The sequence below is a fragment of the uncultured Aquimarina sp. genome, from assembly GCF_947492115.1.
In the GTDB taxonomy this organism is placed as follows: domain Bacteria; phylum Bacteroidota; class Bacteroidia; order Flavobacteriales; family Flavobacteriaceae; genus Aquimarina.
In genome coordinates this window covers 1,178,525-1,194,145 of sequence record NZ_CANLMM010000001.1, presented here as the reverse complement: position 1 = coordinate 1,194,145, position 15,621 = coordinate 1,178,525, and the positions used below count along the sequence as shown (strand labels likewise).

At 31.5% G+C, this 15,621-nt stretch carries 15 protein-coding genes; 3 read left to right on the top strand and 12 right to left on the bottom strand.

Going from position 1 to position 15,621, the window contains the following annotated elements; all coding sequences use genetic code 11:
• Positions 1–501: 501 nt before the first annotated feature.
• Positions 502–1,329: a LytTR family DNA-binding domain-containing protein gene (locus Q1A73_RS05370; protein WP_299602563.1), complete on the top strand. Its 828-nt coding sequence runs from the start codon at positions 502–504 to the stop codon at positions 1,327–1,329.
• A gap of 134 nt (positions 1,330–1,463) precedes the next feature.
• Positions 1,464–2,060, top strand: a complete 597-nt coding sequence (locus Q1A73_RS05365) for a hypothetical protein (protein WP_299602560.1) — start codon at positions 1,464–1,466, stop codon at positions 2,058–2,060.
• Positions 2,061–2,074: 14 nt separating this feature from the next.
• Here the strand turns inward: Q1A73_RS05365 and Q1A73_RS05360 are convergent, their stop codons facing one another.
• From Q1A73_RS05360 to Q1A73_RS05350, 3 genes are all read right to left on the bottom strand, one after another.
• On the bottom strand, positions 2,075–5,032 hold the full coding sequence (locus Q1A73_RS05360) for a PHP domain-containing protein (protein ID WP_299602557.1): 2,958 nt from the start codon (positions 5,030–5,032) through the stop codon (positions 2,075–2,077).
• 18 nt (positions 5,033–5,050) lie between these two features.
• A complete protein-coding gene (dinB, locus tag Q1A73_RS05355; RefSeq protein ID WP_299602553.1) occupies positions 5,051–6,262 on the bottom strand; it encodes a DNA polymerase IV in 1,212 nt (403 codons plus the stop codon).
• 163 nt (positions 6,263–6,425) lie between these two features.
• Positions 6,426–7,244: a hypothetical protein gene (locus Q1A73_RS05350; protein ID WP_299602550.1), complete on the bottom strand. Its 819-nt coding sequence runs from the start codon at positions 7,242–7,244 to the stop codon at positions 6,426–6,428.
• Between the two features lie 287 nt (positions 7,245–7,531).
• Here Q1A73_RS05350 and Q1A73_RS05345 point away from each other — a divergent pair, with 287 nt between their 5' ends.
• Entirely contained in the window at positions 7,532–8,041 is a 510-nt protein-coding gene (locus Q1A73_RS05345; RefSeq protein WP_299602548.1) for a DinB family protein, read from the top strand.
• A 241-nt stretch (positions 8,042–8,282) separates the two neighbouring features.
• Here Q1A73_RS05345 and Q1A73_RS05340 read toward each other — a convergent pair whose 3' ends face one another.
• The 9 genes from Q1A73_RS05340 to Q1A73_RS05300 all read right to left on the bottom strand — a co-directional run bounded on the left by Q1A73_RS05340 (position 8,283) and on the right by Q1A73_RS05300 (position 15,621).
• On the bottom strand, positions 8,283–8,525 hold the full coding sequence (locus tag Q1A73_RS05340) for a DUF6095 family protein (RefSeq protein WP_299602546.1): 243 nt from the start codon (positions 8,523–8,525) through the stop codon (positions 8,283–8,285).
• Positions 8,515–9,327: an N-acetylmuramic acid 6-phosphate etherase gene (murQ, locus tag Q1A73_RS05335; RefSeq protein WP_299602543.1), complete on the bottom strand. Its 813-nt coding sequence runs from the start codon at positions 9,325–9,327 to the stop codon at positions 8,515–8,517. Before murQ ends, Q1A73_RS05340 begins: the two co-directional genes overlap by 11 nt.
• 25 nt (positions 9,328–9,352) lie before the next feature.
• A complete protein-coding gene (locus Q1A73_RS05330; protein WP_299602540.1) occupies positions 9,353–10,174 on the bottom strand; it encodes a DUF4249 domain-containing protein in 822 nt (273 codons plus the stop codon).
• A gap of 4 nt (positions 10,175–10,178) precedes the next feature.
• Positions 10,179–12,551: a TonB-dependent receptor gene (locus Q1A73_RS05325; protein WP_299602608.1), complete on the bottom strand. Its 2,373-nt coding sequence runs from the start codon at positions 12,549–12,551 to the stop codon at positions 10,179–10,181.
• Positions 12,552–12,842: 291 nt separating this feature from the next.
• On the bottom strand, positions 12,843–13,022 hold the full coding sequence (locus Q1A73_RS05320) for a hypothetical protein (RefSeq protein ID WP_299602536.1): 180 nt from the start codon (positions 13,020–13,022) through the stop codon (positions 12,843–12,845).
• Positions 13,023–13,087: 65 nt separating this feature from the next.
• A complete protein-coding gene (locus Q1A73_RS05315) occupies positions 13,088–13,315 on the bottom strand; it encodes a hypothetical protein (RefSeq protein ID WP_299602534.1) in 228 nt (75 codons plus the stop codon).
• Positions 13,275–13,943, bottom strand: coding sequence for a hypothetical protein (locus tag Q1A73_RS05310; protein WP_299602532.1), 669 nt, complete (start codon positions 13,941–13,943; stop codon positions 13,275–13,277). The genes Q1A73_RS05315 and Q1A73_RS05310 overlap by 41 nt, the downstream gene beginning before the upstream one ends.
• Before the next feature lie 51 nt (positions 13,944–13,994).
• On the bottom strand, positions 13,995–15,086 hold the full coding sequence (locus Q1A73_RS05305) for a hypothetical protein (RefSeq protein ID WP_299602530.1): 1,092 nt from the start codon (positions 15,084–15,086) through the stop codon (positions 13,995–13,997).
• The gene (locus Q1A73_RS05300; protein ID WP_299602527.1) at positions 15,067–15,621 is read right to left on the bottom strand and encodes a hypothetical protein; all 555 of its coding nucleotides are present in this window, start codon (positions 15,619–15,621) and stop codon (positions 15,067–15,069) included. Before Q1A73_RS05300 ends, Q1A73_RS05305 begins: the two co-directional genes overlap by 20 nt.

Sequence of the window (15,621 nt, the reverse complement as noted above, 5' to 3'; positions counted from 1 at the left end):
GGTACTACAATCGTGGGAGAGTAGGTCGCCGCCTTCCTTGAAAACCCTTCATTATGACAATGAAGGGTTTTTTTATGCAGTAAACTGAAGCTGTATAGAATACATAACTTTTACTGCTCATAGCAGCAAAGAACTAAAAAGCACTCAGAGAACAACCACGAATACGTGCTACTGGAAAACCAGGAAGAATGGGTCTACATTGAGATGCAACACTGCCATTGAAAGGACAACTCGATGGATAACCACCTTTTATATAGGATTGCTCTTCTTTGTGTAATTAATTAATTAATTAATACCTTGGATTGATAACATCTTTTTGTACATAATATTTAATTTATAGATTAAAAATTCCACTAATTTGATATTTTAGTGATTATACGTATCGTAACAAACTGATAAATAAATATTAAGATTTAATAGATACTTTTGATTTTGTCATGCTTCGTACTATTTTTAGATTACTATTGAATTAGAGTTTATAGAATAACAATATTATTTTAAATGTCCTTAGGTTTGAACAAGTGGTTAGCAAAAGAAGGTGTCGTTACCCCAATCACATTAGGAGTTTCTGTTTTTTTTCTGTTATTATTATTTCAACCGTTTGGTTATAATGATTACGAATATGGTAAGTTGTTGAGTGATTCATTTCTATCTTCGATAATTGTATTATTAATAACTTTTACTTCTAGAAAAGTTACTTATAGCATTTTTAGAAAAAGGTCTGTAAATGAATATCTATGTATCCAAGTTTTATTGGATATAACTTTGTTTTTAGGAGTCACTTTTTTAATTAATCTAATTTCAGGTGGTTTTAGAAATATACGTTTTGTAGATTGGTTGGGTTTATCTCTCCAATACTTCTTGATTTTTGAATTGTTTTTTATACCACTTTCGTTATTCATTAAACATTATTTTAAGTTAGTTACTGGCGATGTAAATTCAAACTTGGATAGAAGTGAAGATTTTAACTTATCACTGCATAAAGTATGTTTATTATCAGATACTGGAAATGATATATTAGAAGTATTTCCTCAAGAAATATTGCTGATAAAAAGCAGTGGTAATTATATGGAAGTCTTTTATCTCAAAGAAGGAAAAGTTTCTCGTTATATACTTAGGAGTACATTGGAAAAAGTTACTAAACAACTTGATCTATATCCTTTTTTATTTAAATGTCATCGTTCTTATTTGATAAATACAGATAGAATTGAAAAAGTAAGAGGAAATAAAAGAGGATACACAATAACAGTAAGTGGATTACAAGAAGCAATACCCGTTTCAAGATCTAAAATAGATCTGTTTCATAGCGTTTATTCCGATGAAGATTAACTTGCCTCTGAGTTTTATTACTAATAATTTTTATAACCTTCCTATTCATCCCTAATATATCCTATCGATCACATAATTTATTTTCTTACTCCTTAATGCTATTGATTTGTACGCTGTAAAGCAAAGTTTATCAAATGAGAGTATTACAAAATATTATAATTTTAGTGATTATAATTATGATTAATGGGTGTAAATCGACTAAGATTGAAAATTTGTTAGATGCACCTCATACTTGGCGAAAAGAAGTATTAGAATTTCCATTAATTTTTGCAAGATCACTTCCTTACAAAGGAGAAGAGCATATTCGTTTTGCAGAAGGTTGGGGAGATGTAAATGATGAAGATTATTTTAGTTATGTTTTTATATGGATTTTAGAAGATGATCCAGATTTGACAGCCTTAAGAGTGACCTCTGATATGGACACATATTTTACTGGCTTAATGAAAACGGGATTACTTACAAAGCTTAAGTTTTTTAAAAAACTGCCAAAAACAAAAGTTAGTTTTTATAGGTCTCAAGGACTAAATTCAATGTTTCAAGGGAAAATTGAAGTATACGATGCCTTTTTTAAACGTGAAAAAATAGTACTCAATGCAAAGATAAATTCTTCATATTGCAGTGTTTTAAAGAGGTATATTGTTTATTTTAGATTATCACCAAAAGAGTTTCATGAACCTATATGGGAGGATTTGCAAGCAGTAAAAATAAAGTATGACTGTGGTGGAACATAAGTTAAACTAATTTGTTAAGCATATCGTGGATCTTGAATATAGTCTTGTTTTACAATTTTGATAATTTCGATACTTAAAAACCCAAATTCTTCAACTACTTTGCCATACATGCGATAAATACCTTTGTGTCTTAATTTATATTTTTCTTGTACAGGTGGAAATAGTACAGTGTCAAATACATCACCAAATTGATCTAAAAAAGTACCAAAAGCCATTCTTTTACCATTGGAAGTACTTGTATTTTTCATGGCAATGAGATAGCCATAAATATCAATTTTTTTATTTAGATATGCTTTTAAGTCATTTGCTCTATTTTGATTAACAGGTTTCGTGGTTAATATCTCATAATACCCGCAAATTGGAAATCCAAAAGACTCAATTTGTTCAAAAGCATCTTCTAATTTAGAAGTTGAGAACTCAGGTAATCTATATTCTGTACGCTTTTCTTTAAATAAAAGAGGTTGGTCATAGTTTGACGAAATACTATGTAATTTAAAATGAGCTTCCCATAATAATTCATGTTTGTTCTTTTTGGTAAAAGCAAAAGCATCTATTTTAATCAGAATACTTATCTGTTCTATACTTATAGGAACGCGATCAATAAAGTCATTAAGAGAAATATAGGCTCCATGTATTTGACGTTCTAATAGTATGAGTTCAGATGTTTTATGATCTAAGTTTCGTAAAATGTTTAGCCCGAGATAAATATGATTGTTTTTAAGAATATGTTCATAATGACTAACATTAATACAAGGTGTATGAATTATGGCTCCTAGTAATTTAGCTTCATGTAAATATACTTCTGGTCGATAGAATCCTCCGCCATTATTTAAAGTAGCTACTAAATATTCTAGAGGGAAATAAGCTTTTAAAAATAAGCTTTGGTAACTTTCTACAGCATAAGAGGCCGAATGTCCTTTTGGGAATGCATAACCAGCAAAACTCGCTACCTGATCCCATATTTCGAATATAAGCTGTTCTTCATACCCTTCATTCCTACAGTTCTGAATGAATTTTTGTTGTACTTCTTTAAATTCTTTACGAGATCTAAACTTACCACTCATTCCTCTTCGTAATACATCTGCTTCATCTAAGGTAAGTTTAGCAAAAAGATGAGCTACTTTAATTACGTCTTCTTGATATACCATAATGCCATAAGTATCTTTCATAAGATCTAGCATAATAGGGTGGGAGTTGTTACGCCTATTTTTATCGTGCTCTCTTAAAATATATTCTCGCATCATTCCGCTTTTGGCTACTCCAGGTCGTATGATAGAGCTTGCCGCTACCAATCCCAAATAATTATCTGTTTTTAGCTTACTTAGTAGCATACGCATAGCGGGAGATTCTACATAAAAGCAAGCCAAACATTTAGCATCTCTAATCAGAGCATTTATGTTAGGGTCTTTCTTGAATTTTTCAATATCATGTATGTCGAAATTAGCTTTCTCAGGTTGATTATATTGAATTATGTTTATAGCTTCTTTGATTTTTGCTAAACCGCGCTGACCTAGGATATCAAACTTGTAAAGTCCTAAATCTTCTGCAATGATCATATCAAATTGTACTGTCGGAAAACCTTTTGGAGGTAAATCTGTGGCTGCATAATTGTGGAGTGGTTGTTCGCTGATTAAGATACCACTGGCATGGATACTAATGTAGTTAGGAATTCCTTGTAATAGCTGGCTATAAGTAATCACTAATTTGTGGATATGATCTAAAGAGTTATAATCATAATCACCTCCACTAAGTTTATCAATTTCAAATTTAGGTAACCCAAATACTTTTCCTAATTCTCTTACTGCTCCTTTATAATGAAATGTAACATACGCTCCTAATAATGCTACATTATTGAATTCTGAAAAGATAAAACGTGTGATATCCTGTCGATCTCTCCAAGAGAAGTCAATATCAAAATCAGGTGGACTGGTACGATGTGAGTTGATAAAACGTTCGAAATATAAATCTAACTCTATAGGATCCACATCCGTAATCTTAAGTAAATATGCAACAATACTATTAGCTCCACTACCGCGACCAACATAGTAATAGCCTTGTTCTTGGGCATATGAAATGATTCTCCAATTGAGAAGAAAATAAGATACAAAATTCATTTTTGTAATGAGATCTAGTTCTTTTTTTAATCGATCTTTTACTTTTTTATTTGGATTTGAATATCTATAAGGCAATCCTTCTATACATAATTTTTTTAATAATTCGTTGTCTTTTTGAATATCTCCTGTATATATTTTTTGATTTAAAGAGGGTTTGTTTTTAGAAAAATTAAAATCGATAGTACATTGATTGCTTATGTTTTTGGTATTTCTAATGATGAAGTCAAATTCCTGAAACTCTTTTGTAATTTGATCATTATGAGTCATTTGTTCAGAAAAACAAGCTTGCTGATCTTCGGGTAATCGACTTAATAAAATACTATTATCAATAGCTCTTAGTAAACGATGTGTATTAAAATCTTTTTTAGACCTAAAAGTTACAGGCTGAAGAATAACAAGCTTATTTTCTAATAGTAAGATTTTTGAAAGTCTAAGTTTTGGAATATCTTTTATGGTAACACCAATAAATTCATTTGTATTTAATGTTTTTTTTAGGGTTCCTATAATTTGTTTAAATGGATATATGACAAAAGCATTTTGGAATAGAGGAGCGGTTTCTGGAAATGCTATCTTATTGTGTAAATGATACGATAGAAAGTCATTCAACTCTTTATATCCTTTATTATTTTTGGCAAGCCCTACATATAATTGCTGATGATTATTTCTAAAATCAATACCTACAATTGGTTTAATATTGTATTCTTTGGCTTTTCTAATAAAATTAAGGCATGCTGATGTGTTATTGATATCCGTCAAAGCCAGAGAATCAACACAATTTTCTTTAGCTAATTCTAGTAGTTCAATTTCAGAAAAAGTTCCAAATCTTAGACTATAATATGAATGACAATTTAGATACACGAAATATAAAATCTATTTTTATTGTTTTCTATGTGCCAATACGACTGGCGGTTGACCGTTAAAAGGGTTTTGCATTCTGCCAATAGTTTTAGATCCCATAGCAACAGCTCTAATAACACTTCGATCTCCATATTGATTTCTTATATGATCTAAAGCTTTATAAAGATTTAACTGTTTTTCATTGTCTTCGAAAAGGTTAATCTGATAGTTTCCTGTTACTAAATGACTAAATCGAATTCCTATGAGACGTACTAACAGTCTTTTTTGATATAGTTTTTCGAATAGTCCAAGTATTTTTGGGATTAATACATGATCAGCACTAGTGTAAGGTATTTTAAGTTGTTTAGAGTAGGTGTTGAAATCAGAGTATCTAATTTTTACAGCAACACACGCACACAATTTATTTCCTCTACGTAGCTGATAAGATAAGTTTTCTGTCATTGCAACTAGAATATTTCGCAGTTTATGCACATCTATAGTATCTCTATCAAATGTTCTCTCTGTAGAAATTGATTTTCGTTCAGAGAAACCAATCACAGGAGTATCATCAATTCCGTTTGCTCTTTTCCAAATCGTTAGTCCATTGGCACCTAACACTCTTTGCATAACATCTACAGGCATGTCCTGTATTGTTTTTACCTGTCTAACTCCTAGATTACGAAGTGTCTGAAATGTTTTATCACCCACCATCGGAATTTTTTTAATGGATAGTGGAGCTAGAAAAGGTTTTTCTTTACCAAAATCAATCTTTAATTGGTTATTGGGTTTCGCTTCATTAGTAGCTACTTTAGAAACTACTTTGTTTTGAGCAAAACCTAAAGAGATCGGTAATCCAGTTTCGGATATAATTTTTTGCCTTAATTCTGATGCATATTTATAGGCACCAAAGAATTTATCCATTCCAGAAAGATCAGCATAAAACTCATCGATACTGGACTTTTCTAATACAGGAACTTTTTCTTTGATGATTTCGGTAACGATATCAGAATATTTACTGTAGGTGCCTGCATTACCTTTTATAACAGTAGCTTCAGGACATAATTCTTTAGCTATTTTCATAGACATTCCTGAATGTACACCAAATGTTCTAGTCTCATAACTACAAGCCGCTACAACACCTCGATCGCTAATTCCCCCTACTAGCAAAGGTTTTTGTTGTAAAGAACTGTCTATGAGTCGCTCTACAGATACATAAAATGTATCTAAGTCTAAATGTAGTATAGTTCTCAATTTTACTTTTTTTGGAATTATTCCAAATTTATGGAATAATTCCAAATTATTCAAGATTGATACTTTGTTTTGTTTGGATTACAGCAAAAAAAAACGACACTTAGTTAAAAGTGCCGTCTCTGAAAAATTTTATTTTGGGGCTACAAAATAAAATTCAATTGTATTAATTTTCTGTGTAACCAGCGAATTGTTGCATAGCACTCTTGGTTAATTCTTTAGCTCTATTTACATAGAAACTTTTTGTATCGTCAAGAGTTTCGTTCATTAAATCATTTTCACTTCTTACATAATCTTTTTGAGTTTCAAACGTAGAATTGTCATCAAAAGCAATACTTAATTCTTGTAAAGCACTTTCTAATTTTTGTAATGCCTGCTCAGCTTTTGCTTTTACTGCAGTTTGTTGCTTTAATTCTGCTGCACGTTGTGCTTCAAATTCTGCTTGCGCTTTTTGTTGTGCTGCAATTTGCTCTTGTAGTTTTTGTTGTTCGATTTCTAACTGACGTCTTTGCGCTTCTAATTCTTTTTGCTTTTGAGCCACTTCTTCAGAAGCAGCAGCAATAGCTTCTTCTTCCTCACTTACATCAGCAATATCTTCAGAATAAGAATCACTACCTTTATTTGCCTGACAATTTGTTAATTGCTCTAATAATTTAGGACCAAGCTCCTTCGCTTGTTTAGCATAGTATCTACTACGCTCATAAGTGTCCTGATCCATAGAACTTACCATTTTGGTTTTAGCTTGATAAGCTGTTTCATTAGCATCATCACATCCACATTTGTCGGCAAGAGCTTCTACTTTTTCGAAAGCTTCTATAGCTTTATCAGCATATTCTTGAGTGTGGAATACATTGTTGGCACCATGAGCTTTCTTAGAGTGAGAGTATGCATAGCTAGCGGCTGTTAAGGCATCTTCATAAAGATCTTGGGCATTAATTTGGTTAACAAAACAAAGTAAAAATAAAATTGATGCTATCCTTTTCATTTGTATGGGGCTTTTTAATGAACAGTACAAGTATACAATATTTTCCAAGTAACATCCAAAAATAAACGTCATTAATCGATGAAATACGCACTTTGTCTTAATTTTTATGGAAAACCCATAAGTAAAGTGATAGATGTCCTACTGTTTACCAACGGCGGTTATCATTTGATTTATCAATAACGATATTGGATATTGAGTAGTATATACTTCTCTGCGTTATTTATAATTTTAACGTTTTTCAAAAGTTATTATGTAAGTTTATTGTGTATCTTACGTCAATATTCCCTATGAAAGAACTTATAATATCCTCAATAAACCACAATCTCAATAATGCAATTGCGTTATTAGACGCAATAGATTTAAAAACTTACTGTAATGCTTCTGTAGGACCTTATTACTCAAGTATTGGTTCGCATATAAGGCATACTCTTGATTTTTTTGATTGTATTATAGATGGATTAGATACAAATGATATTGATCTTACTGCACGTAAGAGAGATGAAATTTTATCTACCAATATTGATGCAGCAAAGGACCATATATATATGTTGCAGAAAACATTACTCTCTTATATAGATGCTAACACAGATTATTTGATTCATGTTACTGATAATATGGGGCAAGGTAAAGTAACTGTTAATTATACATTAGAAAGTATCTTGGCACATGCTAATAGCCATGCGATTCATCATTATGCTACTATAGGATATATTTTAAATCAATTGAATGTAGAATTAGAAATTTCTGGGTTTGGTTATAATCCTACTACTCCAATAAATAAAAGGGAAGGGATTTAATATTTTACAAAATTTAATCTTCTATAATTTGGGATTTGACATAAGGTTACTATCCAGATATGATTTTACTACTTATTAATATTTTCTATTTACTAAAACTATAATAAGTTTATAGCTGTTATGTTGATATATTGAATAAGGTATGTTATCCTCTTACTTTTTAATCATCGCCAATTATGATTAAAGTAAAAGTTATATTAATGTTCATTCTATGTATTGCAGTATAATAAAAGAAAGTCTATTAGCGATCTTTTTTTTTTCCAAAGATGGCATCCATAATAGTTTTTAATCCTCTAAACGCCATAAATATAGCAAAAGACGCTCCTAATAATCCTAAAACTAAAACTAGGTAATAATAAGGATGATCCTGATTTTTAAAGGCTGAATGGATAATCACTGGACTAATAAACATAAAAATCAAAGAAATAGCCATACGTTGTATTCCTTTTCCTAATAACTCTTTATCTGTTCTTTTAGGCTCCATAATTATCAATTACATTTCGTACACTACCATGTTTCTCTAATAAATCTGCTGCAAGAGTTCGTTCGATACCTAATTCTTCCATAATCATTCGTGTACCTCTATCAACTAGTTTGTTATTACTAAGTTGCATGTCTACCATTTTATTTCCTTTTACTTTGCCTAACTGAATCATAACTGAAGTTGATATCATGTTAAGCACTAGTTTTTGGGCAGTACCTGCTTTCATTCTAGAACTTCCGGTAACAAATTCGGGTCCTACAGTTACCACAATAGGATATTGTGCAGTAATAGCTAACGGACTACCTTCATTACAGGTTATACACCCTGTAATAATATTGGATTGATTGCATTTTTCTAATGCCGAAATGACATAAGGAGTAGTACCAGAAGCTGCAATACCAATTACCACATCTTTGTCAGAAATTTGATAAGATTGTAGATCTTTCCATCCTTGTTCGGTACTATCTTCTGCAAATTCCACAGCCTTGCGTATAGCAGTATCACCACCAGCAATTAATCCTATAACAAGATCATGAGATACTCCAAAAGTTGGAGGACATTCGCTGGCATCTACAATACCTAATCTACCACTAGTACCTGCACCCATATAAAACAGCCTTCCACCAACTTTTAGCTTTTCAACAATTTTAGTGACTAAAACTTCAATCTGTGGAATTGATTTTTCTACCGCTTCGGGTACGGTTTTGTCTTCTTTATTGATATTACTAAGCAAATCAGAAATACTCATCTTTTCCAGATGATTATATTTAGAAGCCTGTTCTGTTGTTTTGGTAAAACTCATGCTTCAAAAATACAGCTTTTTCGGATCACTCTTCAATAGTAAATTGAAAACGATTTGCTTCAGAAAGGTTAAAATATCCTAAAGCATAATTATCGGGATTAGTTGTATTTATAATATTACCTCTTATTTGAGCAGGTGGTGTTTGAAAAGGGTTTCCACCTTCTTGTTCGCTTTGTTCAATTAAAATATTAGAGTAATTAAAATACCTTTCATCTATACCTAGTATTTTTATAGTAACTTCTTCACCACCGACCATATCTTCGTAGAAGTAAGAGAAATTAAATGATTCTCCTTGATAAAATCTGTCTTCGCTTGGAAGGTATAAGTTAAAGTCAAAATCGAATAAGTAAAAATCTTCTCGGTTGCCATCATCTGTAAAGAAAACGATTATTTCAGTTTCATCACCTTCAAACAAAGTTCCATCTCCTTGTTCTATATTGTCAATAGCTACTGTAGGGATTAATTGAGTGATAGCTTTATAAGTTTCTTCATTATAGATTACAGTAAGTTCATAATCAATATCAAATTCTGGAATTACATTTGGATCTTCTGGAATGAAAAAGCCTGGTTCACCTAAAGATTCTACAAAATTAATAATAGAATTGTCCGAAAGATTAGTGATAAAAACAGTGGCATCACTAACGGTAGGAACGCTATCATCAAAGAAAGGTGCAGAAAGTGTAAGTCTTACACCACCTAAAGCATCAACAGGTGTTTCATCTAAGTAAATTTCAAAAGAAGCGTCAATAACCAGTCTAGGTTCTCCATTAGGTACATCAACATCAATAACATCCTCACAACTAGTGATGATTAAAAGTCCTATGATATAAAAGCATAATTTTTTCATAATGCTAAAATTTAAAATTATAAGTTACAGCTGGCACGATTCCGAATATAGAAGTACGTACCGCTTCATTTACGCGGGTTTCTGTGTTTTGGCTAAAATTTATAGACGCAGCATTTCTACGATTATATAGATTATACACACTAAAAACCCATTCGCCTTGCCATTTTCTATTTTTATTTTTTCGAGGTGTAAGTGTAGCCGAAATATCCAAACGATGATATGATGGTAATCGTTGATCGTTACGCAAACCATCAAATACCGGAACTACTAAACCTTGAAATTCAAATTGTCCTGTTGGATAATTGGTAGGTTGTCCTGTTTGGAATAAAAAATTGGCATTGAATTTCCATTTTTCATTTAGCTCATAACTTCCATTAAAGGATATATCATGAGTTTTGTCGTATGGAGTATTATACCATTCGCCATTATTGATTCCTGTTTCTGTTGGTGTTCTTCCTGGTGTACGTTGTTCAGATTTAGAAAGGGTATATGCAAGCCAACCTTTGAATTTTCCTTCGTTTTTACGAATTAATAATTCTAATCCATAAGCTCTGGCTTCTCCATTAAGAATTTCTCTTTCTATAGCATCATTAGCAATAAGTTCGGCACCATCTATATAATCAATTCTGTTTTCTATATCCTTATAAAATATTTCTGTTTCAATAGAATAAGCATCATCCTTAATACTTTTAAAATATCCAATGGCATATTGATTAAGCATTTGGGGTTTTACAAATCTTCCACTAGGTGTCCAAACATCCAGTGGAGTAGGAGAGCTGGTATTGGATAGAAGGTGTAGATATTGTGCCATTCTATTATAACTCGCTTTTATTGAAGTATTATCATTAAAAGCATATGCTAAGGCAACTCTAGGTTCTAGATTTGTAAAGTTGGCTAATTGAGCACTTCTACTTACGCTTTCAGTTCCAATAGGATCTGCAGACTCGTAAATTTGTAACTCTTCATTAAATAGAAGTGGATTGTCATTTTCGTAGATGTTTATTTCATCCTGACCCAATCGTATGAAGTTACTTAATCGAATTCCATATTGCAATGATAAGTTGTTAGATATTTTGTGTTCTGCATCTACATATACTCCGAATTCATTCGCGTATTTGTCAATTAATTTATCTCTAATGATACCAGAATCATCACTATTTGGTTTAATCTCCCCAGGATTGAATCGATAATAAATATTGTTAATTCCGTAGTTCAACTGAAAATTATCACTTAAATAGTGTTTCAGATCGTATTTTAAATTAAAATTTCGGATACCAGAATCCCATTCAAATCCTACAAAGTCGAGTTCTAATCCGTAGAAGTAATCTGAATAGATGAGTGATAAGTTAGAAAATAATTTGTCGGAGAATAGGTGATTCCATCGTAGATTTAAAACTGTATTACCATATGTGTTTCTAAAGCTTTCACTAATCGCGAAAACGTCTCTACCAAAATATCCTGATAAGAAGATATTGTTGTTTTCGTTGATTTTGTAATTAAGTTTTGTGTTCAGGTCGTAGAAATAAGCAACATTATCATTTCCATCATCTACAAGAGGCAGAAATAGGTGTGCGTAGGATGCTCGACCACCTACCAGGAAAGCTCCTTTGTTTTTTACGATGGGGCCTTCGGCTAATAGTCTACTGGCTACTAACCCTAATCCTCCATTGATATGATATTCTTTGCTGTTTCCTTCTTTTTGATAAATATCCAAAACCGATGATACACGGCCACCGTAACGAGCTGGAATTCCACCTTTATAAAGTTTTATATCCTTAATGGCATCTGGATTAAAAACGGAAAAGAAACCAAAAAGATGGGACGAATTAAAAATAGTGGCTTCATCTAATAAGATAAGATTCTGATCTGCTGCACCACCACGTACGTTAAATCCAGAGGCTCCTTCACCACCACTGGTGACTCCTGGTAGTAATACGATAGATTTAATCACATCTGCCTCACCAAGTACTACAGGAATTTGTTTTATAGTTCCTGCCGTAAGTTTGTTAAGACTCATTTGTGGTGTTTTGATGTTTACTTTTTCCACATTTTCGGTGATGACTACCTCATCTAACATCTCAGAAGCTTCAACTAATTGAAAATTGAGTTTCTTATCTTCATTTAGATTAATTTCCTGAATAATATCTTTGAATCCCAAATAACTAACTTGTAGTTTGTAAGTACCTTCGGGTAAGGTGATAGAATAAAACCCATATTCATTAGTAACTACACCTTTTCCAATTTCTGGGAAAAGTACATTAACACCAATTAAGGTTTCGTTACTGGATTTTTCTGAAATTGTTCCGTTAATTGTGAATTTTTCTTGGCCGTATATGGCAAACTGTAGAGTACAAATAGCCAAAAGGCTACATAAAATGTTCTTTTTCAAAAGCTGTATTTTTAATATTTGTACGGTTTTAAAAGTATTTGCAATACGTACGATTATTTCAAAAGTACTAAATAATAGAGCTTTAAAACCGTATACATTTCCTAAATATATGTTATTTATTGATAGCCTTACATACTCAATTCTTTATAGAATTAAGGACTTGTTTTATGAAATATACCAATAAGAAGATCGTATTGATAATTTGTTACATTATCGAATTGTAAATAAAAACTGCATGGTATTACATAACCAGACAGACCTATTATTGGTAACAAAAAATTAACTGGATTTTAGTTCAGGTTTCCAGCAAAAAGCAATGGGCAACCATTCTTCGGAGCATACAGAATTACTATTTGTGGAATTAGTATTTGATTTGCGTTTAAGATATACCTGGTTGTTTTCTGAAAATACATAGTTAGTCTCTATTTTTTTGGTTTCAACAATAACTTTAGTTTTCATTTGGGGCTTTTGTAACATTTTATAAATAATTAATATCAACATCTGTGCCTAAATTTAATTTGTTATTAAAATCTGTATCCGACTCCTATTTTAAGTAACTGTATTTGTGTGTTAAATGAAGTATCTGGAATATCATTTGGCGCACTGATACTGCTAAAATCATATTGTACCTGAGCAAAGATTTTTTTGGTGATATCATATGCAATTCCAAGATTAAGATTTAAACCACCTTCGGTTGATGGTGTTTCTCTCTTAGTTTTTAGGTGCTTTTTTCTTATATCTATTTTTTCCAAGATTAAAAACACCAATCTTTATCCCCAATCCAGCAGAAAACCCATTAATTCTATCAATTCCACTAGGATGAATATTAAACTTACTAGAGAATCTGTATTTTACTCCTGCTTCAAGCTGTATGAACCGTGAAATATTAAATAATACATTTACTCCAGGTTCTGCTACAAATATGGCATCCCATTCATAATCATCTTCATTAAACTCACCATCATTTAATTGTCCATCGATATAACCAACTCCTCCAAAACCAACAAGTAACGGAAATGATAGGTTTACTCTGGATTTACTGAATAATATAGGTTCGAAATGCATTCCGGCATATCCTCCGATCAAGTCTTCATCATTAGATGCAGATATTCCTGGTAAGTTTTGTTGTGAATAGAAACCTTTCATTCCGAAACCAACTTCAAACTGTCGATTAGCAACATATGCTAATTTAAGTCCGATTAATCCGGTCTCTTCTCCGTCAATCTCACCATAACTGGTGCTAAAACCAAGATATACTCCGTGAACGATATTTTTACGGTCATTAAATTCTATATAATCACTGTCATTTTTATCTTGAGAATATATTTGGCTAGAGCTGACGATTAGCAGTGTGATTAGTAGTTGGATTGTTTTTTTCATTGATATTGATTTGTTTTGTTGAATTGATAAATGGTTGTAATTGTAATGTTGTTATTCCTTTAGTATGATTACCCCTTTTCTTCCTGTAATCTTGAATATTCCTTTCTCTAGATTTGAACCGTAGGTACCCTGAATCTCGCGTAGTCTTTTTTTGTCGTCAATCATTTTATTTTTAATGTTTTTGAAGGTTTTAGGAATTCTTAATAAACCTTGCTCTAGGGATGCTTCGAAATCAAAGTTGAGATTAGAAATATCAATATTGATTTCTGAAGATTTTTGATTGATATCCACATTTGCAGTAGGATTTGTAATCCTATCCACTTTAAAATCTGCGACATCCATAATGAGGTCAATTTCATGAATAAGATTGTCTAGCCAAACTGTAGAAAATTTTAGTTCTCCTTTTATTTTTTCTATACTTCCTAAAAAGATTTTGTCTTTACTGGAATATAGTTGAAGCTGATTCACTTTTTCAATATTGATCGTTGATCCATTACTGAGTATTCTCAGGTTTTTAGAGGTTTGAAGGTCAAATTCACTGTTTTTTAATTCGACCTTTCCATAGGATATTGATTTGGTCTGTAGCTTACCAAATGTCATGTTTATATTGGCATTGATAATATCATTATTGATCCACATATCGCCATGTTGTGAATCTGATGTCAGTTTACCATCCCATTCACTAATTATGATATCTCCAAACTTGTTTGTAAGTTGAATTTCGGCATTTATGGGTAAGCTGATTTTGTAGTCTATTTGTACATTTCCTTTGTCGAAATCAAATGGGTTTACACTATTAAAAATTTTTGTAAAGAAGTTGTCATTTTTTTCTTCTATATCCGAAACAATCTTTATAAAGCCATTAGCCTGATGAATAGATGGGCGAATTCTATCTAGTAATTCCTGAGCATCGTCTTTTTCCTTTTTTGAGACAGAGACATTTATTATAATTGCTATTTTATTTTGATCCCATCCATCAATAATAATGTTGCCATATTTGTTTTCTAATTGCAGGGTTCCTGAATTTGTGAAATCATATGTTTTTTCAATCGATTTTGATAGTTTTTCCTGAGCTTGCAGATGATAACACTGGAGAATTATCAATAAGATGAGAGTTATTCTTTTATAATATATATCCTTCATTATCATCAGATTTTTTGGAATCTTTAATTTGTTCTAAAAGATTTTCTATTAGTTCAATTCTTTTTTTATAGTTCTGTACAATGGCTTCTAAAATGTATTCGTTATTTAGATTAGCGTTCATTTCTTCCTTCAATACCATATATTCTTTATCCAGGTCATCCATAAAAGAGAGGAATTCTTCTTTATCACTCGCCGATAATTTTGAATGTTCTTTTACCAGCGCAACTTGAAATGATACTAACCCTTTATAGTAATTATCAATATCATTTAGTTCTTGATGAATCGCAGCATTTTTGTGAGTAGTATTGGTGTTAATTTTTGTAACAAGTTTTAGCATTGCAAAACTTCCTAAAAGGACACATATAACGGCTGCAATTTTTATAAATGGAGATTTCCAAATAACAAATCTTACCGACTCTTTTTTGTTTTCGATATCAAGTTTTGATTCGATGTCTGCCCAGATTTTATCTTCATCAGCTTTATGTTCATCAAATAGTAATTTATTTTCTCTTATATATTTTTCAAAATCATCCAT